The sequence below is a fragment of the Enterococcus sp. AZ095b genome, from assembly GCF_051714725.1.
Lineage (GTDB): Bacteria > Bacillota > Bacilli > Lactobacillales > Enterococcaceae > Enterococcus_B > Enterococcus_B pernyi.
In genome coordinates, this window is sequence record NZ_JBIOSL010000001.1 from 1,552,717 (window position 1) to 1,575,539 (window position 22,823).

At 36.4% G+C, this 22,823-nt stretch carries 29 protein-coding genes; 3 read left to right on the top strand and 26 right to left on the bottom strand.

What is annotated here, in order from left to right:
- Positions 1-78: 78 nt before the first annotated feature.
- A complete protein-coding gene (locus tag IGJ99_RS07445; protein WP_010735394.1) occupies positions 79-846 on the top strand; it encodes an ankyrin repeat domain-containing protein in 768 nt (255 codons plus the stop codon).
- A 74-nt stretch (positions 847-920) separates the two neighbouring features.
- Here the strand turns inward: IGJ99_RS07445 and IGJ99_RS07450 are convergent, their stop codons facing one another.
- The 14 genes from IGJ99_RS07450 to IGJ99_RS07515 all read right to left on the bottom strand — a co-directional run bounded on the left by IGJ99_RS07450 (position 921) and on the right by IGJ99_RS07515 (position 13,570).
- Positions 921-2,474 carry a bifunctional metallophosphatase/5'-nucleotidase gene (locus IGJ99_RS07450; RefSeq protein ID WP_438770723.1) on the bottom strand — a complete coding sequence of 518 codons (1,554 nt, stop codon included), beginning with the start codon at positions 2,472-2,474 and terminating at the stop codon, positions 921-923.
- A 22-nt stretch (positions 2,475-2,496) separates the two neighbouring features.
- The gene (locus tag IGJ99_RS07455) at positions 2,497-3,780 is read right to left on the bottom strand and encodes an extracellular solute-binding protein (protein ID WP_438770724.1); all 1,284 of its coding nucleotides are present in this window, start codon (positions 3,778-3,780) and stop codon (positions 2,497-2,499) included.
- A gap of 17 nt (positions 3,781-3,797) precedes the next feature.
- On the bottom strand, positions 3,798-5,078 hold the full coding sequence (locus IGJ99_RS07460; RefSeq protein WP_349519494.1) for an MBL fold metallo-hydrolase: 1,281 nt from the start codon (positions 5,076-5,078) through the stop codon (positions 3,798-3,800).
- The gene (locus IGJ99_RS07465; RefSeq protein ID WP_010735390.1) at positions 5,062-5,880 is read right to left on the bottom strand and encodes a carbohydrate ABC transporter permease; all 819 of its coding nucleotides are present in this window, start codon (positions 5,878-5,880) and stop codon (positions 5,062-5,064) included. The genes IGJ99_RS07460 and IGJ99_RS07465 overlap by 17 nt, the downstream gene beginning before the upstream one ends.
- Positions 5,877-6,764, bottom strand: a complete 888-nt coding sequence (locus IGJ99_RS07470) for a carbohydrate ABC transporter permease (protein WP_438770725.1) — start codon at positions 6,762-6,764, stop codon at positions 5,877-5,879. The genes IGJ99_RS07465 and IGJ99_RS07470 overlap by 4 nt, the downstream gene beginning before the upstream one ends.
- A complete protein-coding gene (locus IGJ99_RS07475; protein WP_438770726.1) occupies positions 6,764-7,834 on the bottom strand; it encodes an ABC transporter ATP-binding protein in 1,071 nt (356 codons plus the stop codon). The genes IGJ99_RS07470 and IGJ99_RS07475 overlap by 1 nt, the downstream gene beginning before the upstream one ends.
- Before the next feature lie 553 nt (positions 7,835-8,387).
- On the bottom strand, positions 8,388-8,630 hold the full coding sequence (locus IGJ99_RS07480) for a GlsB/YeaQ/YmgE family stress response membrane protein (RefSeq protein ID WP_010735387.1): 243 nt from the start codon (positions 8,628-8,630) through the stop codon (positions 8,388-8,390).
- Positions 8,631-8,664: 34 nt separating this feature from the next.
- The gene (locus tag IGJ99_RS07485; protein WP_010735386.1) at positions 8,665-9,219 is read right to left on the bottom strand and encodes an Asp23/Gls24 family envelope stress response protein; all 555 of its coding nucleotides are present in this window, start codon (positions 9,217-9,219) and stop codon (positions 8,665-8,667) included.
- 12 nt (positions 9,220-9,231) lie between these two features.
- Positions 9,232-9,420, bottom strand: coding sequence for a DUF2273 domain-containing protein (locus tag IGJ99_RS07490; protein ID WP_010735385.1), 189 nt, complete (start codon positions 9,418-9,420; stop codon positions 9,232-9,234).
- Positions 9,421-9,432: 12 nt separating this feature from the next.
- Positions 9,433-9,999 (bottom strand): alkaline shock response membrane anchor protein AmaP, encoded by a 567-nt coding sequence (gene amaP / locus IGJ99_RS07495; protein WP_438770727.1) that lies wholly within the window; start codon positions 9,997-9,999, stop codon positions 9,433-9,435.
- A gap of 696 nt (positions 10,000-10,695) precedes the next feature.
- Positions 10,696-10,860 (bottom strand): cyclic lactone autoinducer peptide, encoded by a 165-nt coding sequence (locus tag IGJ99_RS07500; RefSeq protein ID WP_010735382.1) that lies wholly within the window; start codon positions 10,858-10,860, stop codon positions 10,696-10,698.
- 2 nt (positions 10,861-10,862) lie between these two features.
- Positions 10,863-11,429, bottom strand: coding sequence for an accessory gene regulator B family protein (locus IGJ99_RS07505; RefSeq protein WP_438748083.1), 567 nt, complete (start codon positions 11,427-11,429; stop codon positions 10,863-10,865).
- 102 nt (positions 11,430-11,531) lie between these two features.
- Positions 11,532-12,284, bottom strand: coding sequence for a LytR/AlgR family response regulator transcription factor (locus tag IGJ99_RS07510; RefSeq protein WP_010735380.1), 753 nt, complete (start codon positions 12,282-12,284; stop codon positions 11,532-11,534).
- A 2-nt stretch (positions 12,285-12,286) separates the two neighbouring features.
- A complete protein-coding gene (locus IGJ99_RS07515) occupies positions 12,287-13,570 on the bottom strand; it encodes a GHKL domain-containing protein (protein WP_438770728.1) in 1,284 nt (427 codons plus the stop codon).
- 586 nt (positions 13,571-14,156) lie between these two features.
- Between IGJ99_RS07515 and IGJ99_RS07520 the strand changes: the two genes are divergently transcribed.
- On the top strand, positions 14,157-14,630 hold the full coding sequence (locus tag IGJ99_RS07520; RefSeq protein ID WP_010735377.1) for a DUF2975 domain-containing protein: 474 nt from the start codon (positions 14,157-14,159) through the stop codon (positions 14,628-14,630).
- A gap of 8 nt (positions 14,631-14,638) precedes the next feature.
- Entirely contained in the window at positions 14,639-14,854 is a 216-nt protein-coding gene (locus tag IGJ99_RS07525; protein ID WP_010735376.1) for a helix-turn-helix domain-containing protein, read from the top strand.
- Positions 14,855-14,927: 73 nt separating this feature from the next.
- Here IGJ99_RS07525 and IGJ99_RS07530 read toward each other — a convergent pair whose 3' ends face one another.
- The 12 genes from IGJ99_RS07530 to IGJ99_RS07585 all read right to left on the bottom strand — a co-directional run bounded on the left by IGJ99_RS07530 (position 14,928) and on the right by IGJ99_RS07585 (position 22,790).
- Positions 14,928-16,364: a helix-turn-helix domain-containing protein gene (locus IGJ99_RS07530; RefSeq protein ID WP_096081557.1), complete on the bottom strand. Its 1,437-nt coding sequence runs from the start codon at positions 16,362-16,364 to the stop codon at positions 14,928-14,930.
- 152 nt (positions 16,365-16,516) lie between these two features.
- Positions 16,517-16,879, bottom strand: a complete 363-nt coding sequence (locus tag IGJ99_RS07535) for an LPXTG cell wall anchor domain-containing protein (RefSeq protein ID WP_010735374.1) — start codon at positions 16,877-16,879, stop codon at positions 16,517-16,519.
- Positions 16,880-17,077: 198 nt separating this feature from the next.
- Positions 17,078-17,509 carry a hypothetical protein gene (locus IGJ99_RS07540; RefSeq protein ID WP_438722974.1) on the bottom strand — a complete coding sequence of 144 codons (432 nt, stop codon included), beginning with the start codon at positions 17,507-17,509 and terminating at the stop codon, positions 17,078-17,080.
- A complete protein-coding gene (locus tag IGJ99_RS07545) occupies positions 17,460-17,936 on the bottom strand; it encodes a hypothetical protein (RefSeq protein WP_224434746.1) in 477 nt (158 codons plus the stop codon). Before IGJ99_RS07545 ends, IGJ99_RS07540 begins: the two co-directional genes overlap by 50 nt.
- Positions 17,933-18,130, bottom strand: a complete 198-nt coding sequence (locus IGJ99_RS07550) for a hypothetical protein (protein ID WP_224434747.1) — start codon at positions 18,128-18,130, stop codon at positions 17,933-17,935. Before IGJ99_RS07550 ends, IGJ99_RS07545 begins: the two co-directional genes overlap by 4 nt.
- A 476-nt stretch (positions 18,131-18,606) precedes the next feature.
- Complete coding sequence (locus IGJ99_RS07555) at positions 18,607-18,849, bottom strand: GlsB/YeaQ/YmgE family stress response membrane protein (RefSeq protein WP_010735371.1); 243 nt, start codon at positions 18,847-18,849, stop codon at positions 18,607-18,609.
- Between the two features lie 87 nt (positions 18,850-18,936).
- On the bottom strand, positions 18,937-19,707 hold the full coding sequence (locus IGJ99_RS07560) for an Asp23/Gls24 family envelope stress response protein (protein WP_409173368.1): 771 nt from the start codon (positions 19,705-19,707) through the stop codon (positions 18,937-18,939).
- 11 nt (positions 19,708-19,718) lie between these two features.
- Positions 19,719-19,907, bottom strand: a complete 189-nt coding sequence (locus IGJ99_RS07565; RefSeq protein ID WP_010735369.1) for a DUF2273 domain-containing protein — start codon at positions 19,905-19,907, stop codon at positions 19,719-19,721.
- Between the two features lie 12 nt (positions 19,908-19,919).
- A complete protein-coding gene (gene amaP, locus IGJ99_RS07570; protein WP_010735368.1) occupies positions 19,920-20,483 on the bottom strand; it encodes an alkaline shock response membrane anchor protein AmaP in 564 nt (187 codons plus the stop codon).
- 30 nt (positions 20,484-20,513) lie between these two features.
- Positions 20,514-21,407 (bottom strand): SDR family oxidoreductase, encoded by an 894-nt coding sequence (locus tag IGJ99_RS07575; RefSeq protein WP_023519734.1) that lies wholly within the window; start codon positions 21,405-21,407, stop codon positions 20,514-20,516.
- A 64-nt stretch (positions 21,408-21,471) separates the two neighbouring features.
- Complete coding sequence (locus tag IGJ99_RS07580; protein ID WP_409173369.1) at positions 21,472-22,413, bottom strand: magnesium transporter CorA family protein; 942 nt, start codon at positions 22,411-22,413, stop codon at positions 21,472-21,474.
- 26 nt (positions 22,414-22,439) lie between these two features.
- Complete coding sequence (locus IGJ99_RS07585; protein WP_010735365.1) at positions 22,440-22,790, bottom strand: iron-sulfur cluster biosynthesis family protein; 351 nt, start codon at positions 22,788-22,790, stop codon at positions 22,440-22,442.
- Positions 22,791-22,823 lie beyond the last annotated feature (33 nt).

Consider the following 22,823-nt stretch of genomic DNA (forward strand, 5'->3'; position numbering starts at 1 on the left):
TACTCTTTTGCTAGTGTAAGTTCATTCATTTGCGGTATCGATTGCTTCATCATATGATGATACAAAGGGGGAGTATTTATGAAAGCTTGGCTGATCGTGCCCTTTGCCGTTTTATTGTTTTCATTAACGGGTTGTGAAGAGCCACAGCAGATGACTGTTCCTGATCAAACGAAAAGCACTAGTTCTACTGTCGAACAAATAACCACTGAACAAACCGATCATTTAATCGAAGAAACGGAGGAATCGCTTGTGAGTTACCCATCTGGCAGTTTATTAGCCGCAGTCGAAGACAACGATCGAAAGAAAGTTGAGGATATTTTACAAACAGAGTATTCAATCGATGAACAAAATGACAAAGGCGAAACACCTTTACTAATTGCCACACATCATGATTTTGTCGAGATCGCCAAACTTCTGATCGATCATGGTGCGTCAATCGATATCCAAGATGCGATTCAAGACAGCCCTTACCTTTACGCTGGAGCACAAGGAAAAACAGAGATCCTATCTTATATGTTGGAACAGCGTGAACCAAATCAAGCAATCGTCAATCGTTTTGGCGGTAATGCCTTGATTCCAGCAGCTGAAAAGGGCCATTTAGACAATGTGAAACTCCTGTTAACCGACGCACGTGTGGATATCGACCATCAAAATAATTATGGTTATACCGCGTTGATTGAAGCAGTTGCTTTACGTGATGGTTCTGAAATCTATCAACAAATCGTTCAAGAACTGTTGAATCATGGCGCAGACAAAACGTTACGTGACAATCAAGGGAAAACTGCGGAAGATTACGCAAGAGAACTGGGATATACTGAGCTATTGGCACAACTATCTCAATCATAATATAAATATAAACGCTGAAAAAACTCCCTCAAATGCGGTGTACACGCATTTGAGGGAGTTTTTTCATCCTATTTTTATTTGCCGATCACGTTGAAATTATGATTCACTTTTGCATCTATCACTTTTTTTCGTTTGAAATAGTCGGCAATCAATTCGGTCATATCGATTGGATATTCTTTTACGATCTTCTCCGCTGAAAACATCTTATAATTTCCACCACCAACTGCTCGATATTGATTGATCACCACTTCTAGTGGTTTATCTAAGGGAATCGGTTCCCCTTCTTTTTCAAAGCGCGTTACACGATGCCCGATGGGGTGATTTAAATCAATTGTGTAATTGATACCTTCATACATATCATAGTTATAATATTGAGGTTTGGGCTGGATATACTTCGGATCAAACGTAATTCCTTCATCGGTTGCCATTAAGTAACCAGCCGTTTGTTCGAGTGCTGCTTTCAGTTCTTGTCCCGTCACACGTACAACAGCCAAAGTATTCGGGTAAATATAATTCGTAAGAATATGACGCATACTGACAGATTGTGGCAAACCAGTCACTTCATTATTGAATAAGGCTGTTCCTGAAATCTCTGCTCCAGTCGCATCCATCTGTATTCGATTGATCAATTCAATATATGGATGCTCATTGACTCTAGCTGCCATTGGATCAATAATCCGTAGATCGCCCAGCACTTCTCCCACTGGTTGGTCTAGCCACACATCTAATGCTTTTGAGACTAGTCCAACTTGTTCAAGAACACTAGGATCTGCAGATGCCTCGTTCGTCGGATAAAGTTGACACGAGTGGTCTAAGACGATAAACTTATTATCTTGCTTTTTGACAGTTAGTTTGATTGCTCCTACAAAAGCCCCACGATATCCTGGTTGGATCACTGGTACACCATTGACGACTTCAGCAATTTCACGATGTTGATGCCCTGCGACTAACGCATCGATCCCAGGTACTTCTTGTAATAATTGACTTCCTTCGTTTTCACCAGTCATTGCTTCAGTCGGCTCGTTTGTTGTTAGATCTTTTTCAAAACCACCATGGTATGCGACGACGACTAAATCTGCTAACTCACGTAATAGTGGCACGTACTTTTTGGCCGTTTCCACAGCCGACACAAAGTGAAGATCCTTGATTGTTTCAGGATTTTCCCAGTTTGGGATATACTGGGTCACTAGTCCCAAGACCGCCACTTTGATCCCTTGTTTCTCAATGATCTGATACGGAGGTAAAACCGATTCCTGTTGATTCTTCCTTAACATATTGGCTACGACTATTGGGAAATCATAGGATTGGATTGCTTCATTCAAATAGTTCCAGCCATAATTAAATTCATGATTACCTAACACACCTACATCATAGTTCATGCCGTTTAGAAGCTTTGTTAACGTCGAGACAGAATACTCCGGTTGTTTTGCAACAAAATAACTAAGTGGCGAACCTTGGATAAAGTCACCGTTCTCAATCATGAATACCGGACCGCTTGCTGCTTGTCTTAATTCCTTCAGTTTTCCAGCTACCTTCGCCACACCAAATGGTTGTTCTAGGTCACTGGCATAATTCGTCGGCAGAACGTAGCCGTGCATGTCACTTGTTGCAAGGATCGTCACTTCCATTATTTCACCCTCTCAGTCGTTTTTATTGGTTCCAAGCATCTTCTAACTGCGGTACTGAATCTGTGATCAATTGATCTGTATCTTGATTTGTGTTAGCTAATGTATTCTCCATGATCGTACGTATTTCGTTGAACGCATTGTCACTATTCTCCACGACTGGAATCGAGAACAATTCTTTCGTTGCCTCTTCTAACTGTCGTGGGACTTTTGTTTCCGATGAATTTTTGTAGTCATCACTTTCTAATACTGATTCGATCGTTGGCATATAGCCAGTCATGGTTGCCCAATACAATTGGTTTTCTGGCTCTGATAAGAATTTCATATATAAAAACGCTGCTGTCCGTTCTTCTGGTGTGGCACTACTGTACATGTAGAGATCCGTTCCTTGTTGTAAATTGATTTTTTCAGGGCGTGGAGCAACATCATACGTAAATACACCTTCCGTATCTTTCTTCACATATCCTTCCCCTGCAATCGATCCGATAAACATAGCTACTTTTTGATTGGCAAAAGGCCCTGATAAATAGTTGTCTGATCCCGCAATCCGGAAGTATCCATCTTTGACACCCTCCGCGTAATAGTTGATCAATTCTTTTGATTTGTCACTGGTCAAATCTAACTCTTTGTTAAATTCAACCCCTTTGTTTTCCATACCGATCGTATAATAGTTGTTCAAAGAATCAAAGCCGGCACCTACAACTTCGCCATCCGTTGCTTCATAAATCTTTTGGGATGCTTCTTTGAGTTCAGCGAATGTCGTTGGTACAGCGACATCATATTTTTCCAACATATCTTTGTTATAAAAGAGCATTTCAGTCGATTTATTAAAAGGAATACCGTACTGGACATCATTGATCTTGGCGCCATCCAGCAAAGAGGTACGAATCGCTTCTTGGTCTTGCCAACCAATCGTGTCATTATCGATCAATGGTTGGAGATCAACGAGCATCTCGTCTTGTGCAGCATCGTATAACCAACCAGGATAAGCTTGAGTAATGGTTGGTAGATCTCCTGGTGACGGAAGAGTGGAGTTGATCTTTGCTTGTAGATCAGAATATTGGGCTTGGTTTTGTAATTCGACTTTGATAGTTGGGTTTGCTTTAACAAAATCATCAGTCATCTTTTGTAACGCTGTTTCTTGCGCACCGTTCATTGCATGCCAAAAGGTGATCGTCGTGTCTTTTGTTAAATCAGTGACAATTTCTTCACTTGACGAAGATGCGTTCGAGCCAGTGTTCCCACAGGCGCCTAAAGTCATTACAGCTGCTGATGCTACCAAAAACTTACTAATAGTTGTCCATTTCATTTTTCATTTTCCTCCAATTATAGTTGAATGGTTTCGCCTCTTTGTACTAATACTCTGCTTCCATATGGATTGTGCATACTCTCAGGTTTTAACGTATGGATTGGGACCAACATAGCTGGTTTTATCCGATCGATGATTTCTGCTAGATCCGCAGGTTTTGCATGACCTGATAATGATAACTGCTTAAACTCCACTTGTTGCTTTTCAAAAGATGCTCTAAAAATCGCGTACTGGGGATCAAACTCGCCTAATGGTTGGGCATCACTGTGTATATACAGACCTCCTTTTTGTAATGAGTCAACCTTACCAACAAATTGCCAAAAATAATCTGTCGAATCTGCTAATAAAGTATCGTAAGAATACTCAAGTTGTGGATCTAATGTATCGATCCGCTCTTTCTTCTCAGCGTAGTAATAAGGGACTTCTCGTTTTGCGACTTTTTGTAAGAGTAAAGCCATTTCTGCTTCCACAACTACTTGTCGTGGGGAGGCATCGATCAAAGCTTCCCAGCGTTTGATGTTCGCTGGATAAAAATTGAAGGTCAATTGACGATTCTCGTTTTCTTGGATCAACTTCACCAGTTGCTCCGTCAGTCCTCTTTCGCTATCTGGTGATGTCACATGTTTCTTTTCTTTCTCTGGGAAACTAATGCTCACTCCTTCCAGCATCAATACATCGACCTTCTGTGCCGCTTCACAAAACTCTTCTGTCAAATGTCGGTCAAATCCATGAAGACGAAGGTCACCTGAATAAGCAATCAAAGCAGTTGGTGTTTCGATAAGAAAGGCTGCTGCCCCATATGCATCATGATCCACAGGAAACAAACGTATCGTTATTTCGCCAATGTGAATATCTTGATCAGGCGCAATCGTTTTGATCATTCGTGTATTTCCTTCTATATAAGGGGAAGGCAACAAGAATGTCCCGTTACGATTTAAGCTTTCCAATAAATCTTTGGTCGGCTCTAATGTATATAAGGGGATTTTTGGATCAAGATAATTGATCATTTTTGTATGATCCAAGTGAACATGCGATAAAAATACTGCAGTATTTTTAAACTTAGTCTCTTGCTTTTGTGTGGTCAATCGAGGATCATAAATATCAATTGCTGGAATAAATCCTACATCTAGTAAAGTTGGTAGCTCTTCATTTGGTAAGTTGATCTCAGGGTGATATTCTGTCCCAAAGTCAAAAAAGATTCTATCGTCCCCGTAAGCAACTTCAATGACTGTTCCACCGATCGTCATGAGCCCACTATGAAAGGTAATACTTGTTTTTTGATTAGCCTTTGATCCCATTTTTTGCCACTCCTCGGATGATTTCTTTTCTAAAAATAAAGTAAATAAGCACAATTGGTAATACCGTTAAGGTGGCTGCTGCTAATTGTAAGTGGACATCACTGCCACTTTCGCTCGTAAATGCAGATAAGCCATTGTTCAATAATCGAAACCTTTTGTCATTTGTGACCAATAACGGCCATAAAAAGGAGTTCCAACTCGAAATGAAAGTCAAAATTCCTACTGTGACCAGCGCTGGCTTAGACATAGGAACAAGGATCTTTTTTATATATTCCATATCAGATGCGCCATCGATCTTAGCTGCTTGATAAAAGGAACGTGAAATACTTTTCAAGTAATTAGTCAAATAATAAATATAAAAAATACTCGTCAAAAACGGTAAAATCAAGGCAGTATAAGAGTTCAACAAGCCTAAACGTGCGATTGTATTATAATTCGTAAATATGATCGACTCGTATGGAATCATCAACAGAGAAATCAATCCTACCATCACTACTTTCTTGTAGCGAAATTCCAAAGTTGCTAAAGCAAATGCTGCCAACAGTGAAGTGATAATGGTTGCCAATGTGGTTACTAACGATACAAATGACGTGTTGATGAAGTATTGAATAAATGGCGCTTTTTCAAATACCGCGAAATAATTCACCCATTGAAAGGAATCAGGTATAACAGTTGGTGGAATACTTGTCGCTTCCCGATACGTCATCAATCCACCGAGTATCATATAGATAAATGGAAAAACAGTAATGATTCCTAGGAGTGTCAAAAATAAGAGTGAGAGCAATGTAACTATTTTTTTCATCTTTGTCTCCCCACTTTCTTCAAAATCAACTGTTGGAAAAAAGTAATACTTAGAATAAGCAAGAATAAAACAAGTGTTGCTGCCATAGCTAGACCTGGTCTACCTGCAATGTGGAACTTATCATAAATGTAAAATACTGCGGTCATCGCACTTTTTGCAATTCCAGCTTGACCACCAAACAGTGCATAAACTTGCGTGTAGATTTTAAATGCGCCAATCAAATTGACTGTTAAGAGAAACGTCAATGTAGGAAGCAGTTGGGGCAAAGTGATTTGTAAAAAAATCTCCCATTCATTTGCGCCAAACATTTTCGCGATCTTGTAATGCTCTTTGTCAATGTTACGGAATCCGGCTAATAATATGATGATATTGAAAGCTAGACTTGTCCAAATACCAAAGAGGATCAAAGTCGGCATACTCATTGACACACTATCTAACCAATTCACGCGGGGAAGCCCAACAAACTCGAGTAAATAATTGATGAGTCCGTAAGATCCGTTGAAAAAATAGCGAAAAACAATACCGATCGCTATTGTACTTGTGACATAGGGCATAAAAAAAATCGCTTCAAAAAATGACTTATACTTTACTTTTTCAAAAATCACCCACGCAATTGCTAATGAAAGAATCAAAGCAATTGGTACGACGGTAAAACTGTAGAATGCAGTATTTTTCAATGCGCGAAAAAATACCGGATCACTAAACAACCGTTGATAATTCTCAACTCCTGCAAAGCGAGGATTGATCAATGTCCCTTTTTGAAAGCTCATAAAAAAAGCTCGAAAAAGCGGATAAATATTGAATACGAAAATTGCAAGTAATGCTGGAAGCAAAAAATACCAAGCCTTTAGCTGATTTTCAGAGTTATAATTCTTCTTTCCCATCAATAGATCCTCTCTCCATCAAGACTGAATAAGAACACTTTAGGATAAGCCAAATTAAACGCAACCTCAGTTCCTTCAGTAATCTCATTTTCCACTCGTACAATCGACTTTACTCGCTCTCCTGCAAGTTCAAAGTGTAAAATCCGTTCACGACCGATCAACTCAACACTTTGAATCTTCCCTTTCAAAGGTCCATTATCGCTTGGAAAGATATCTTCAGGACGCATGCCTAAGTAATATTTACCATTTGTGATTGATTTTTTGAAACGCTTTTCCATAAAATGAGTAAGTGGTAAATCAAATGACGCATGTTTGACCCGATCATCGATGACTTCAATCGGTAAAAAATTAATAATTGGATTACCAATAAATTTCGCCACGAATAAATTTTCTGGCTCTAAATAGAGATTTTGAGGGTCATCTTCTTGTTGTATCTTGCCATCTTCCAACAAGATGATTTTGTCACTGATCGATAGAGCTTCTTCTTGATCGTGGGTGACAAAAATCGTCGTGATCCCCACTTCTTTCACTAACCTGCGAATTTCTTCACGGATCTTCAAGCGTAGTCGAGCATCGAGATTACTTAAAGGTTCATCCAATAATAAGACTTCTGGTTCTTGTACTAAGGCTCTCGTGATGGCTACTCGTTGTTGTTGCCCACCAGATAAAGTCCCAGGTTTCTTGTTCTGCAACTCTTTGATATTGGTTAAATCCATATATTTTTCAGCAATCACTTTTGCTTCGCCTTTTTTCTTTTTATTATCCCCAACTAATAAAGGAAACATGATGTTTTCTAAGACAGTCATGTGTGGATACAACGCGTAATTTTGAAAAACAAAGCCAATATTACGATCTTTAGGTTCTGTTTTTATGACCGATTGCCCGTTAAAACGAATATCGCCATCTGTCGGTTGTAATAGTCCTGCGATGAGGTTCAACATCGTTGATTTACCACAGCCACTAGGGCCTAAAAGACAAACAAGTTCTCCTCTTTCAATCGCAAAATCTACTTGCTTCAATGCTTCAAAGCCATTATCAAAAGTTTTCTGTAATCCGATCACCTCAATCATAAGTGACCCTCCGCTCTTCCTTATATTTTTTATGACAGTTGTTTTCTTTCACATCTTCATCTTAACGTTCGAATATTTAGATTACATATATTATTTGTAAATATCTTGAAAATATTCTTAACTCCTAGTTTTTATGTTTGTTTTATTGTAAAAAATTGAAATCAACGTTATAAAATGATGCTTATAAAAACTCTTCATATAATATTTCAATAAAAGGATAACAAAGAAAAAATGCTTTATCTATAGCAATATTTAACGTCAATACGAGAAATAACAGTTATCTAGCAGTTAAACCTCGAAGATTGCTATGGAATAAGCATTTTGTTATTTTTTTAATATCAAAAAAATCGTAATTTACATATTATTTTTATGATAAATACGGAATTCAAGTGACTTAACCGATTGATAAAAGACAAACAACGAATATTCGAAAATATGTACAAACAAACAGACCACAAAGAGTTAGAATAAAAACTACTCTTTGTGGTCTGTTAGAATGTTTAGTCGATCTCTTTCTTGATCAGATCATTACATCTGAGTAAGCGATCTTTGCTTAAAGCTTACGTGCAAAGAATGAAACGATCAATACTAAAATGATTGCTCCGATAAGTGATGGTACGATTGCCATTCCGCCGATCACTGGACCCCAAGTACCTAAAAGTGCTTGACCAATAGCTGATCCAACTAAACCTGCGATCACATTCGCAATGATTCCCATTGAAGAACCTTTATTTGTGATTGCTCCTGCAATTGCTCCGATAATACCACCAACGATTAATGACCAAATAAATCCCATGATTATTTCCTCCTAAAATTCTATAAAATTAAGTTTATTGTACGCGTGGTTCATTGTTTTCTTTTACTTTTTGCGCACCTTTGCCAACAGCTGATTTTGCTTTGTCAGTTTGTTTTGAAGCAAATTGACCAGTTGATTTTGCTGCATCAGTTACTTTATCTTGTACTGTTTCTTGATCTTTTTCGTATTCTGCTTGTGTTTTGATGTCAACAACATTTACGTTAACTTCGATCACATCAAGATGAGTCATTTCATTTACTTCTGTGCTGATCAATTCTTTGATTTGATCGTAAATGTTTTCGATATCTTTTCCATATTCAACAACTACATCTAAATCAACAGCAACTTGTTTTTTACCAACTTCTGCGTTGATTCCAGCAGTCACGTTATCTGTATTGACTAATTTTTCAGCAATATTTGAGAAAAATCCGCCATCAAGAGTCAACAAACCGTCAACGTCTTTCAATGCGTAACCAATGATTTTTTGAATGACTTTGTCTTCATAAGTCAATTCACCTTTTGCTGTAGTATCAGCAACTGGATTTGTACCTGTAGTAGTGTTCACGTTTTTGAAATCTTTGTTTTCCATATTAAATTCCTCCTATGATTTGAAATATTCATCTAACAATTTGGTTTCTTTTAAATAAAAACCAATACCCACACCAATAGCGGTCATGATCAATATTAAAAGAGTTTTGAAAAATCCAACTGTTAACCATAAAACGGCTAATAGTAAGCCAAGACCCCCAAAGATAATAGGGAGCTTATATAGTGAAAAGAATTCTTTCATTTGTGTGCCCTCCTATTCTACTCGTGAGTGCTGGTTGTCTTCATGATCTTTTTCTTCTTGATAACTACTATAATTGACAGCTACTTTGATCTCTTGTTCTGAACCAAGGACATTGGCAACTTGATCTCTCACTTCTTGCATCAACATTTCTGTTTTACCAATCAGAGAAGAAGTACGTTTTAAATCGCCTTTTACATTAATATTGATTTTCTGTTTTGTTGATCGTACTTTGACTTTTGGTGATTGGATGAACTCTTCTTCGTGTAGATACGAACGAGTCAGTCCTTCAATTGCTTTTTTATCCAACGTCAATTTTCCATCTTTGTGCTTTAATACGAAGGTTCCTTTCGATTTTGGATAGAAAAGAACAAATAATAAGATGAGAACGACAACAATTGCAAAAACGACTGCAGCCCAGAAAATAAATTGTTGCATATAATAATTTGTTATCGTAAAAAAGCGAAAACGTTCCAATTGTTCAGGTAAGATATATGGTGCATTAACTAGAGCGATGATCAAAAGTACTGAAAGTAAAATTATGCTTACAATTACACCGATGATCTTTACCCCCTTATTCATTTTCCACCTCCTAAGTATCTTATTTTTTATTTTTCAACACATGACCAACAAGTATATCGCTTGAGGAACCCATAGAAATACCTACCTAAAGTAAGCGCTACCAAAAAGTGCAGGCTCAAAATAACTTTGGTACTCCCTCCTGAATAGAAATCTTAAATAACAGTAACAATTATTATATAACTTCTATTGTTTCTTGCTGGCTATACTACAAGGATAGTATTCAAGATTAAAAATTGCAAAGATAATGCTCATTTATATTACAAAATAAAAAATAAAAATGACAAAATGCAGCAAGAAACGATCATTCCCCACTTTCAAACCAAATGTTTTAATGTTTTATTATAAAGGATGATACCCTTTTCAAAAACCATTAAAATATTTTATAATAAGTAAAAGAAAAATGTTAGAATAATAGTTATTCAATTTAGTAAAACTATTACTCTTAGAAAGAGGTGTCATATGCTAAAAAAATCCATATATGCATTTATAATAACGATTATTTACTTGATTGTTTCCAATGCTGGTAATCTATTTTTTGGGGTGTCTAAAGAATTTAGTTGGACCACTACTCTGTGGGAATCATTGTTTTTCTTTTTATTCGTTCTCTTACTACAAAATTATCGAAAGAAATGAATGGGTATGAATATCAAAAAAATAAAAAGCGATTTAGATTTTTTCTAAATCGCTTTTTTATTTTTATTTATTCATTTCATTTTTTAATGCTTCAGGCATTTTGGGTTCGTAGATAACGAATGTGCAATCTGCACCGATCGTTCCCATTGCGTAAGTTGCGATAGCAATCGCCATTGTTGAGATAACCTGCATCATTTGTAATTTCTTTGTTTTTAGACTTGTTAACATATTTACTCTACCCCTTTATTTTTAATAAACATCAACAATATAGCAACTGCTAGACCTAACAAAAGATATGTACGAATACTGTCACTAGGTAAAAGCAAGCCGATCGTTGTGATGAACAAAATAATAAGAACCGCTTTTCTTAATCGGAAAGGTCCTTTTGCTTGATTGATCGTCCGCTCTTTTACGAATATTCCTAAACCCACAAATAGAATTCCGAGAACAAACACAGGACGAGTCGATTCAAAACCAAGCAAAGCGGTGATCCATGGCAAAACAACCAAGAAAAGCACACTAAGTATTGTACAAACTGCACTGTTACTTGCATGAAATCCTTTCGTGGTAAAACGAACTGAGATGAATACAAGGTGTGTGATGAATACTGCTCCCACAATATGTAAGAAAAACGCAATACTATACATCACGATCATCTTGAACAGATCAACAAATAGGATCGATAACCCATATTCCACCTTTGCTTGTTCAATCGGTGAAAGTCCTAATTGTGAAGCGAAATGTCCACTTATTTTCTTTGATAATTTTTCCTCTATTGAAATGTACTCTTCAGTCATCTTTCACGCTCCTTCGCAGTTTATTATACCTATTTTATAAATCTATGGATTATTTTATCAAAAGTGTTTCTTTTTTTGTCAAAAGTGTAAAAATCGATGCGTTTATGCTTTGGGCGAAAACTCATTTTCAAAACGAGTAGCTAATTTTTTTAAGTATCTGGTAGATACTAAACATTCTTCCCCGTTCGTCATGATCACTTTTCGCTCTTTTTTATTGATTTCTGCTATATTTGCCAAATTGACGACAAACGATTGGTGACAGCGACACAAAGAATCACTTAATTTTTCGATTTCTTTAATTTTCCCCGCATACTCAATCATGCGATTGTCCAAGTGTACGATCAATTTATGTGGTGTTGAACTTGAACTAAAAAAGAGAATTTCATCCACATATAATTTTACATCGACGGCACCGCTTTTTAACCAGATCTGTTCCCTGGTAGACAACGCAGTATTCATATAGCGTTCGATCGCAATATCAATACAACTGTTGATTTTTTGTTGCAATTGTTCTTCATTATCTTTGATTATATAATCCAACGCCTCTACCTTATAAAGAAAAGTAAGATAGACAAAATCGGTATAAGTCGTAACAAAAATGATTTTGGCTGTTGGATCATACTGTCGGATCTGCTTTCCTAGTTCCACACCATTGATATCTGAATTTAAATCGATATCTAAAAAATAGATACCCTCTGTTTTGTTAGTTGATACGTAGGATAAAATATCATACGGGTTATCTGCAGCTAGTTGGAACTCCACATCATAGTCCATCATCATCACGTAATTTTTAATAATATTGGTGATGCGGTTACGATGGATCTCTTCATCATCACAAATAAAAATTTTTAACATAGTTACCCCTCTACCTCACATATAGTTATGATTTGTATAAACTTTTCATCTTGGATCTTTGTATCTAAAAATACATTTGCATTCAACTGGACTAGCTCATCCAGAATTGTCAAACCTATCCCAGAATTACCGGGTTTTGTCGTAAAACTTGCTTTCTTTAAATCATGTAATTTAGGCAAATCATGTGGACAGTTATTGATCAACATAAATGTACAGTCTTTATGGTCTGCCACGATTGCTAGTTCAATTTCTGGATGTTCAATTTCTTCTGAGGCTTCAATTGCATTGTCCAAGATGATCCCCAGCATTCTTACGAGTACCATCGTAGACACTTCCACATGATTGACCACTTCAGGCACAGAAATGCTCACATGGATTCCTTTCTGGTGTGCCATATATAACTTACTCATGATCACACTTTTGATTTCTCGGATTTTTATATTTGAAATCGAAGACATCCTAAAAATTTCTTGGTCAAAAATCGATCCTGTCGCTTTGATACTATTTCTAAAATAATCCTTTAGACCTGTTAAATCTTCAGTTTCGATATACTCTTCCAATGAAATTAGAATATTTTTGTAATCGTGTTTAAATTTTAGAATCTCTAAATAATTTTTTTCAGCTTGTTCACTATATTCGATCAAGTAACTCATTTGACGTTTTTGCTCTCTATTTTCATATTCCGTTCTTTTTATGAAAATAAAAGAAAAACAAATGATCGCTGACAACAGCCCATACAATATCATGAATAGCTCATGTGCATCGATCAAATAAATTCGCAAATTTGGAAATCTTTCAATGACCACCAGACAAAAATAGACACAAATCGTCGCTGTTGCGATGATTCCGCTGATTTTCATCGTCAAGAGATCTTTGTAGCACTTTTCTAATAACCATGTTTTGAAAATATATGCAAAGAAGAAAAAAAGAAGGGTTCCTAGAATCACAGTTAATCTTATGTTTAGAACCAAATGAAGAATCGTATAACTAAAATTGATGATATAATCGGAAAAAATATATAAACAGAATGTGACAGAAGGGATAAATAGCGCAATATAAATATTTCTCCGGAAGTAATAGGTTACGGCACATAAACTAGCCCATAAAACTGCAGTTGCAAAAAAATTCATCAAAAAATAAAGTGCCATATAGCAAATGATTCCAATGATTGACAAAATGACGTAATACCGATTTTTTAAATGCGTTTCCAAATAGCTAGTCACCCAAAAGATGCAAGCCGTTTGAACGATGACAATCAACAAGCTTTCCAGCGTGACTAAATTCACAAAATATCCCCCTAATTTAAGTAAGTCCTCACGTGCACAACAAACCAAAAACAACAAAGAATTGCTTCATTACCCATTTCTCTTAGACAAAGACTAATTTCTTCATTTTATGTACCTTTCGATAACAAAAACGTTTTAATCCTTTTCACCAAAAAAGATTGTAGCACATTTCACTAGTCTTTTGGATTACATGTTGATTAATAAACTGCGTAGAACTTTTCATTTTTTCGGTGCAGCCAAGGATTTTTTCTGGAAGTAATAGTCTATTTACATCAATTGTATGTTGTGCTATAATAGATATATTGCGAATCATATGTTATACGACATCTTAATTTGTTTTTATGAAATTTAATCCCACTGGCGTAACTAAAGGGTTACAAGGATGTATTAGTGGTTAGGGAATACATTGTTTAAATGAGAAAGAGTTAATATAGAGTAATCGCCTCTTTAGAGGTTTTAAGTAACACCAATGCTTCGTTAGATTGCCTTTTCTTCGGAAAAGGCAATCGTTCAACTATTTTTTTATCGAAAAACGATATATTATAGTTGAATATCAATATATACATTCTATTAGGAGGTTAAATAAATGAAAAATCATTCACGCTTTTTAAAAACAACGACTATCGGAATATGTGTTGTTTTCGGACTCTTTGGTCTGTTGTTGGGTACTCAGTTACTGACCAAAGAATCAAATGCCCCCTTAGATTGGCAAACCACCCTATTGAGTTTAGTCATTTTCACCACTCTACTATCAGGTATCATTATTGGCGGTATCATTTTTAAATTATTAACAATCATCTCTAAAGACCAAACATTTTCTGATCATTCACATCGTTTAGTTAGCTATATCCGAAAAGTAATGATTTTCTTATCACTCAGTACTTTTGGTATTTTACCAAAATTCTATCAAATGGCAGATGCGGATGACGCGCCTGGATTGATGCTATTAGGTTTTGCACTGGTTTTCTTACCTTTTGCGGGGTTAGTATTAATGAATGTCTTGATTAAAATATTGGAAGAAGCAATTCGTTTGAAGAAAAATGACGAATTGACCGTGTGAGGTGTGAGATGGCGATCATTGTTAATTTAGACGTAATGTTAGCAAAGCGGAAAATGTCAGTAACAGAACTAAGTGAAAAAGTGGGTATTACCATGGCTAATCTTTCAATTTTAAAAACTGGAAAAGCGAAAGCGATTCGCTTCACCACATTAGATAAAATCTGTGAAGTTTTGAATTGTCAGCCAGGAGACCTTCTTGTCTTTGAAAAAGATCAAGAAATCTAAATAGTTTTGGTGTTATAAAAATGCAAGCTCCATAATCTCAAGTTTTGGAGGACTTGCATTTTTTTATTCGTAATCAAGCCAGTAATTCTTGATAAAAGTTGATCAGATTATGGATCTCTCTCGCTTTTGGAAAGACGGATATACCGAATATAGGGATATTATAGGTTTTATCAATCGTAATATTTGAAATAATACAATCAAAATTTTCATAATTGATTAAATCTTGGGACAAGGTTTGATTATTTCTAGCAACAAATTCAAAATGATTACCCAATTGTTGGTCTAATTCACTGAGTAAATAGGCGTCATATTTTAGTGTAGAGTTGGTGATGACTAACGCGCGAACTTGCTTATTATCTTCGAATTTTTTTATTAAATCTGGCCAATACAATAATATTTCTGTAAACATAGTTGTCGCAAATTCTTCGAAATCATTTAGTAGGATATGATGTGTATGTACATAATGTTTTAACTTATTCCATAATCGAAGCTGGATTTTATTCATTTCTGAGTGACTATTTTTAAAAAAAAGAGAATTTTTTTGATAACTTATAGAGAAAGGCACCGTGCTTTGTTGTAATAAAATAGTTGCTTTACGAAAGATCTTTTTTTTATCTTCGCACACAATTCCATATTTTTCTTCCACTTCTTTGATAAAACTATCAATTGCAAATAGAATTGGATTTTTTTGATTCAAAGAACCTCTGTCGAATAATTGAAAAATAAATGCTTGATCGAATATAAAACTTGCCAAGTGTTCATTAATCAATTCGTTGCTCTTTGGTAGACGCAAACGTTTATTTGATAGTATTTCGTACTTGAATTTTTTTTGTTTTTTACTAACCGAAACTACCCCATTATCATTTTGTAGCAATAATATCCGAGCAGCAATCCAAAAATGAAATATTTTTTCTTCTTGCGGTTCCAAACTAATCAGTGCTTGTTGCAAGTTGTTTTCTTCAACAAAATCCTGCGCAAGTTGAGTCACCATCAACCGAAAGGATGCAGGAAATGCATCTTCAAAATAATGATATTTTTCCATTAAGAACTGAACGGTCATTTCAGTAATGACTTGATCGTTTCCAACAAGTTTGATCAGTGCTTGTACTTTCAGATCATAACTCTGTAACATTGGATTGATTTTATCGACGATTCGCCGCAAGGTACTTTCAGAAATAAATAAATAGTCTGCTAATTCAAGATAATTCTTGAATTTATGTAATAAAATAGCTTCCAAGTAGCGATATTCAATCGACTCTTGCTTGATCACTTGATAGATATAATCTTCCGTGACATGAGGTAGAATTGTTGCTTTCACTCCCTCTTCTCGAGTCATTTGGATTTTGATATCGTTGGCATAAGAATGAATATCAAGCAAGTCATTTCTTAACGTTTTGGCTGAACAACCAAGTAAATTTTCTAAGTCGTTAAAGCGATAGGTATCACCTTCAAATAAGTATTCCAGTAACTTCAATTGTCTTTTTAATTTTTTTGACAAAATCTTCAACATTTCTATTCACCTCACAAACAAATAAAAAACACTCAAATTTGGGTTTCCCTTCCTTTGAGTGTTTCCCATATTTAATTTTAGAGGTCTTTTTTCTTCTCTAAAAACTATTTTTTCTACTATGAATAAAAAAGTGGATAAAAAATGTCTTAATTTTATTTATCGGACTCTTTTTCCAACTTTTCAGTCGATCGTTTTTTCCAGAAGAAAATACCGCCAACCAAGGCAAGTAACATAGTTCCTATTACTGAAAGAAGTGTGTTTCGAGTGGCATTTGTTTGTGGTAAGTTGCCTGTTGCTTCAAGATCACTTCTGTCATCTTGTCCACTTTCTCCATTTTCACAGCTTTCACTTCCAGCACCCTCTTCGCTAGCACCTGGTTTATCTTCTGCACCTTGTTCGTCCACTGAGTATCTTCCTTGAACACTCGCAGGACTCAATTCTAACTGCAATCCTTCATCTGGAACAATCGTCACATCCATACTTTCTATTGCTTCTCTGCCATCTTGGATACGCACTCTCGCATGCCAAATGAATTGCCTAAATTAGTGGTACTGATAGTATTTATCCACGTAAGTTGATAACTGCCATCATCCGCGATCGTAAATAGCTCTTGCGACATAGGATTCGAATCATTTTGACACATCGTAACTTGAGGATTGGTCGTGGAAATCAATGGTTTTATTTCGATTTCAATAGGAAGCGTGACAGCAGGTCTACGGTTTGATCACTAACTCTAATTTCAATGCTTTACTTACCTCTAATTGACTTGTATCAGATTGCGTTACCCATTCATACTCTACCGTTCCCCTCGTATTGTGGGCATCCACAAAATTTTCTGGATCAGGAATACCCTGTTGATGTTCCAGAATCAATGACTCAGATTTTGGAGTAAGGCGAATACTGCCAATGTCAGTTCCAGAGAAATCGACAATGAAACTAGTTGAGCTACTCTCCAATCTCCAACATCCATTATTTATTCCCTGGGAATGTCCCCAGTAAGAAAATGGGAATCTGCGGATTTCGAATTCTTCTTCTTGAGGTAGTGCTATTTTTAAACGGGTAAAGACCACATTCATTTCCCCGTCTGTTCGAGTATTATGTAAGGCGCTTAATGAAGGTGTGACTTGCATTGGCCAAGTTCCCACTCTTTGGATCAGAAATCACCGTATAAACTGCTCGTTGAGTATGATCATTTCGGAGCAAAGGGCTTAGATCTTCGACGATATATCGAATAAAATCATTATAACCAAAACCCGGTGTTCGGTAGTACATAGGTGTGACATTTCTTAAAATAACTTTATCACCTATGTTAAAATTATCTTGTGTTAGATCTAGGTTGCTTCTGATCCCAGCTCTTAAATGCCCCGTCAACATGTCCCCTAATTGCCTATCCCGTAGGTTACTTACATACGGAATCCATGAAGGTAAATCTAGTGCGTGGATGGGATTTAATAGTTGATCTAACGAATCACTCCGTTCTATTATCTCTTCTTTACTTAAATTCTTTAACTCCTCTTTGCTTAGTTCATTTATTTCCTTCGAGTCATTTTGCTCTTTCTCTGGTTGTTTCACTTTTTCATTTGTTTCTTTTTTACTTTTTCCACATTCTTTTTTTCCCTCTCATTAGTAGTCGTTCTTGCCTGTCTACTTTGAATCGGACCTAGTTCATGGAATGCGGTCACTGCTTGAACGACTATGTCATTGAGATTACCTAAAGTCAAACCTAGGATCAAAGCACTGTTCAACAGTTTTCTTCTTGTTCTCAAATTATCCCCCCTTTATCAAACAATCAGAGAAAAACTTTTTCGTCTGGTTCATTCTCTTTTGATAGTCGTTTCTTTTTTTATTAAAGGATGTTCGTAGTAATTCAAATGACTCTTTTATAAAAACGTTATGTATTTTGCGTTTCTTAATCGTATTTTTACTATTCACTCCTTTTTCAAATCATTTAGAAAAGCATTGAAAAGCTTTACTTCTTCAATTTTATCGGTCATCATCGTCTTGCGTAACGTCATTTTTCCCTTTTGATCAGGAGTAATTGAAAGAAGATTTTTTGTGAGAAAATAATTTACTAATCATCTACTTGCAAAAACGCCGAAAGGACAACAAAAAAGAAGGATCTTCACTTCGTTGAACAAGTCAACTTGTAAAGATCCTTCAATCAAATTCAAGATAATTGAATGTTACCGATTATTTCAAAGTAAAAGAATTTTTGCATCCATTGCAAATTTCTTCTTTATTCTTATAATTTACGCGCAAAGAATGACACGATCAAAACTAAAATGATCGCACCAATCAATGAAGGCACGATTGCCATACCACCAATGACTGGTCCCCATGATCCTAATATTGCTTGTCCGATTGCTGAACCAACAAGTCCTGCAATGACGTTCGCAATGATACCCATTGAAGAACCCTTATTTGTGATTGCTCCTGCAATTGCTCCGATAACTCCACCTACGATTAATGACCAAATAAAACCCATCTGTATTTCCTCCTATAGTGTCTAGCCGATTTTTTCAATGCGACATCTCATTTATTTTAATTAAAAGTTTTGACTCACCAAGATATTTTATTGTACTCTTGGCTCGTTATTTTCTTTTACTTTTTCCGTTCCTTTGCTTGCTGCATGTTTTACTTTGTCTGTTTGTTCTGACGCAAATTCTCCAGTTGCTTTTGCAGCATCCGTCACTTTATCTTGGACAGTGACTTGATCTTGTTCAAATTCTTCTTTTGATTTGATATCTGTTACATTGACATTCACTTCGATGACATCTAAGTGTGTCATATTCGCTACTTCTTCACTGATGATCTCTTTCATTTGTTTAAAGATATCTTCAATGTCTTTGCCGTATTCAACGACGATCGACATATCAACAGCAACTTGTTTCTTACCTACTTCTGTTTCGATCCCAGCTGTTTCATTGTCAGTATTGACTAATTTTCCAGCTACATTAGAGAAAAATCCTCCGTCTACTGTCAATAGTCCGTCGATACGTTCTAATGCGATCGCAATAATTTTTTGAATGACTTTGTCATCATAAGTTACTTCACCGTTCATCGATTCTTCACTGCCCTTCACTTCATTTGTCTGTTTGTTTGCCTCATGAGTTGGAGTATGCACACCAGGAGTTTTCGCTTCATGATGTGGATGATCGTGGTGTTCTTTTTGATCATGCGCTACTTTTTCTTCTACATGCGGCACCACTGGATCTGGATGTGCAGACACTGGCGCAGTTTTATTTTTTTCATCTTTGATCCCTTGTGCTTGATTCGGTGTTGTTGGATCTGGATGTGCTGATTTCGGTGTATTTCCGTTTTGATTTGAATGATTGTTTTCCATGGTAAAGCCTCCTAAGATTTAAAGTAATGTTCTAAAATTCCGGTTCTTTTTAAATACATGCCGATGGCTACACCAAGCGCAACCATAATCACGATCAGCAATGTTTTAAAAAATCCGACAGCTACTAGTAAAATAGCTAATATCAATCCAAGCGCACCACAAATAATTGGGAGCTTGTATGTCGAAAAGATCTCGTTCATTTTCTCTCCCCCTTACTGTACTCGTGAGTGTTCGACTCTTTTTGATTGTGGTGAGTCAAAACCGGTATAATTGATCAGGACATTCACTGGTTCATCTGTACCGATGATTTGTTTTACATCACGCTCAATGTCTGTCATCAGTGCTCCTGTTTTACCGATTAATGATGACGTACGTTTCAACTCGCCTTTTACTTTTACGTCAATTTTATTTTTTGTTGCTTTGATCGTTACTTTTGGGGAAGAAACAAACTCTTCTTTCGTCAATCGTGAACGAACCATTCCTTCGATTGCTTTTTTGTCTAATGTTAACTCGCCATCACCTTTTTTTAGTAAGAATGAACGGTAAGTTTTTGGGTAGAATAATAAGACTAGAATCAATATAAGTGTCAACACAGCAAAAGCTGCGGTTACCCAAAAGACATATTGTTGTACGTAAAAGTTAGTTAATGATAAAAAGCGAAATTCTTCTAACTTAAACGGCAATGGATAAACTGAGCTTAGCAACATTGCAAATATTAAAACAGACAGCAGAAGGATCAGTAAGATCGCTCCTATCGTTTTGGCTCCTTTGTTCATTGTCTCGCCCTCCTAGCTTCTTGTCACTGATTATAGATTAATGGCTTCTCCACCAGTGATACCGTAAATCTGTGCTGTGACATAGCTTGCTTTGTTGGATGCAAGAAAGACATAAACAGGCGCTAATTCAGCTGGTTGTCCTGCACGTTCCAACAATGCTTGTTGACCAAACTCAGGTAGATCTTCTTTTGGTTGACCTGCATCTAGTTGTAATGGTGTCCAAATTGGTCCTGGTGCTACGCCGTTGACACGAATTCCTTTTGGTGCTAATTGTTTTGCTAAACCAATGGTGAAGTTTGCAATCGAAGCTTTAGTCGCTGCATAATCTAACAAGTGTTCACTTGGATTGAATGCTTGGACTGAAGTCGTTGTAAGGATTGCTCCTCCTGCTGGAATATGTGGAATTGCTTCCTTCACAAGTGCAAACATTGCGATGATATTTACAGCAAAAGTATCTTTTACTTGTTCCAATGGGATTTCTGCAATTGAAGGGGACGAAATTTGTTGCGCCGCATTAAGAACAAGTGTGTCTAATCCACCAAAAGCATCCACTGTTTTTTGGATGATTTCTTTTGGTGCAGCTTCATCTCGCAAATCATAAGGTAATAGTAATGCTTTACGTCCAGCTTCTTCGATATAATGGGCCACTTGTTGCGCGTCTTCTTCTTCACCTGGGAAAAATTGAATGGCTACATCTGCACCTTCTCGTGCAAAGGCAATAGCCGCGGCACGTCCAATACCAGAGTCTGCACCTGTGATCAAGACACGGCGATTTGCTAATTGCTCTGTGCCTTTATAGCTTTCTTCTCCACAATCAGGTACAGGTTTCATATCCTTTTGCAAAGCCGGAGTTTCTTGATCCTGTTTTGGAAATTCTTCTGTGTGATATAGTTTTCTTGGGTCGATTAAATTTGGTTCTGTCATGTTGATCCTCCTAGTTTTTAGTCATAACTGACGTTATAAATTTGGGCGTTTAAGCCCATATTGGTTATTTCGTGTAATCTTTTCTAAATAAATGATACCCTAAAGCAGCAGCAGCAACGATTGAGCCCCCTAATACTAAGAGGAAACCAGTTGCTGAATCTTCTCCTGGTAAACCGCCTGTGTTCATTCCCCAAATACCTGCGATCATCGCAGGCACAGAGATGATCAATGCGGTAGAATCTAGATATTTCATCAGATGATTCAAATTGTTGTCCATCATGCCATTGAACAGATCACCGATACTTTCTAACAGATCGCGATAAATCAAAATCATCTTCTCTGTTTGACGTTGTCTCAAACGAACGTCATAAAGCAACTGTTCATCATTGACACGTTCTTTGAATTCAGGAGTCTCCCAGAGGAGGTCCATTGTCTCTTTTTGATCCCGCAACGTATGATCGATGTAAACAATATCTCTTTCTAAATCAGCCTGCTTATACAATTCTTCATTTTCTGTCGTTTTTCGTGCTTCTTGATCTAGCGAATCAATACGCGTTTTCATTTCACGAAGTTCTTTGACAAAATGGGTATAAATATCTAATGCCGCATAAACAATCACTTTTTCGAAAGAATCGATTTTATTACCATGATGTTCAATCAGCCGATCGATAAAATTGGTTTTTTCGTCTTGACAAGTAATCAATAAGTCATTTGATATGACGAAAGATAATGGTGTCAGACGACGTTCGATTTTTTCTTTTTCACTTGAAAGGTTGAGCAGTACTAAGGAAATCGGGTTGTTCAAACTTGTTCCTGATAGATGTTCTAAGCGGGAGACCTCTTCTGGATAAGTCATACCGACAAATATATCTTCAGGGAGTTGATAGGTTCGAGTTACCTGTTCGATTTCCTCAGTATCGCTCGTATCAATAACAAGCCAATTAAAATGTTCTTCATCTGCGGCTATTACTTTCTTGTTTTCATCAATCAAGTAATATTCCAGCATGGTGAATCGTCCTTTCTAGTGTGCACTCAGCTAAAGAAACAATTAGTTAGTTTGATGTTATGATCTAGTACAGCAATCTCGTTTTCCAATGAGAAACTATTTAATACATGATCATAATCCATCGTCAAATGTTTGCCTAAATAGCATTGTTCACTTTGTGATGTATAGATTTCTAGCGAAGGATGATTGATTTTTGTGACGTATAGTCCAAACTCAGTAACAAAAGGGATAATTTGAAAAAAGCTACCTTTCGCACACGCTCCTTTGTCTCTAAGGAAAGGATCTTTACTATTGATCAATGCAAGCGCTAATTTTGATTGTTCGCCTGCTTTTTTCTTCAAGATGTCCATCGCATTTCTTGTCAGCGTAATTTCCATATCGATCATCTCCTCTATTAATAGTAAGTTTTT

Coding starts and splice junctions, on each gene's coding strand:
- IGJ99_RS07525 (WP_010735376.1), top strand. CDS start 14,639: ATGGCGATCATTGTTAATTTAGACGTAATGTTAGCAAAGCGGAAAATG.
- IGJ99_RS07445 (WP_010735394.1), top strand. CDS start 79: ATGAAAGCTTGGCTGATCGTGCCCTTTGCCGTTTTATTGTTTTCATTA.
- IGJ99_RS07455 (WP_438770724.1), bottom strand. CDS start 3,780: ATGAAATGGACAACTATTAGTAAGTTTTTGGTAGCATCAGCAGCTGTA.
- IGJ99_RS07505 (WP_438748083.1), bottom strand. CDS start 11,429: ATGACTGAAGAGTACATTTCAATAGAGGAAAAATTATCAAAGAAAATA.
- IGJ99_RS07485 (WP_010735386.1), bottom strand. CDS start 9,219: ATGGAAAACAAAGATTTCAAAAACGTGAACACTACTACAGGTACAAAT.
- IGJ99_RS07580 (WP_409173369.1), bottom strand. CDS start 22,413: ATGCTGGAATATTACTTGATTGATGAAAACAAGAAAGTAATAGCCGCA.
- IGJ99_RS07510 (WP_010735380.1), bottom strand. CDS start 12,284: ATGTTAAAAATTTTTATTTGTGATGATGAAGAGATCCATCGTAACCGC.
- IGJ99_RS07575 (WP_023519734.1), bottom strand. CDS start 21,407: ATGACAGAACCAAATTTAATCGACCCAAGAAAACTATATCACACAGAA.
- IGJ99_RS07565 (WP_010735369.1), bottom strand. CDS start 19,907: ATGAACGAGATCTTTTCGACATACAAGCTCCCAATTATTTGTGGTGCG.
- IGJ99_RS07460 (WP_349519494.1), bottom strand. CDS start 5,078: ATGGGATCAAAGGCTAATCAAAAAACAAGTATTACCTTTCATAGTGGG.
- IGJ99_RS07470 (WP_438770725.1), bottom strand. CDS start 6,764: ATGGGAAAGAAGAATTATAACTCTGAAAATCAGCTAAAGGCTTGGTAT.
- IGJ99_RS07465 (WP_010735390.1), bottom strand. CDS start 5,880: ATGAAAAAAATAGTTACATTGCTCTCACTCTTATTTTTGACACTCCTA.
- IGJ99_RS07500 (WP_010735382.1), bottom strand. CDS start 10,860: ATGTTAACAAGTCTAAAAACAAAGAAATTACAAATGATGCAGGTTATC.
- IGJ99_RS07490 (WP_010735385.1), bottom strand. CDS start 9,420: ATGAAAGAATTCTTTTCACTATATAAGCTCCCTATTATCTTTGGGGGT.
- IGJ99_RS07450 (WP_438770723.1), bottom strand. CDS start 2,474: ATGGAAGTGACGATCCTTGCAACAAGTGACATGCACGGCTACGTTCTG.
- IGJ99_RS07520 (WP_010735377.1), top strand. CDS start 14,157: ATGAAAAATCATTCACGCTTTTTAAAAACAACGACTATCGGAATATGT.
- amaP (WP_010735368.1), bottom strand. CDS start 20,483: ATGAACAAAGGAGCCAAAACGATAGGAGCGATCTTACTGATCCTTCTG.
- IGJ99_RS07475 (WP_438770726.1), bottom strand. CDS start 7,834: ATGATTGAGGTGATCGGATTACAGAAAACTTTTGATAATGGCTTTGAA.
- IGJ99_RS07555 (WP_010735371.1), bottom strand. CDS start 18,849: ATGGGTTTTATTTGGTCATTAATCGTAGGTGGAGTTATCGGAGCAATT.
- amaP (WP_438770727.1), bottom strand. CDS start 9,999: ATGAATAAGGGGGTAAAGATCATCGGTGTAATTGTAAGCATAATTTTA.
- IGJ99_RS07480 (WP_010735387.1), bottom strand. CDS start 8,630: ATGGGATTTATTTGGTCATTAATCGTTGGTGGTATTATCGGAGCAATT.
- IGJ99_RS07530 (WP_096081557.1), bottom strand. CDS start 16,364: ATGTTGAAGATTTTGTCAAAAAAATTAAAAAGACAATTGAAGTTACTG.
- IGJ99_RS07585 (WP_010735365.1), bottom strand. CDS start 22,790: ATGGAAATTACGCTGACAAGAAATGCGATGGACATCTTGAAGAAAAAA.
- IGJ99_RS07560 (WP_409173368.1), bottom strand. CDS start 19,707: ATGGAAAACAATCATTCAAATCAAAACGGAAATACACCGAAATCAGCA.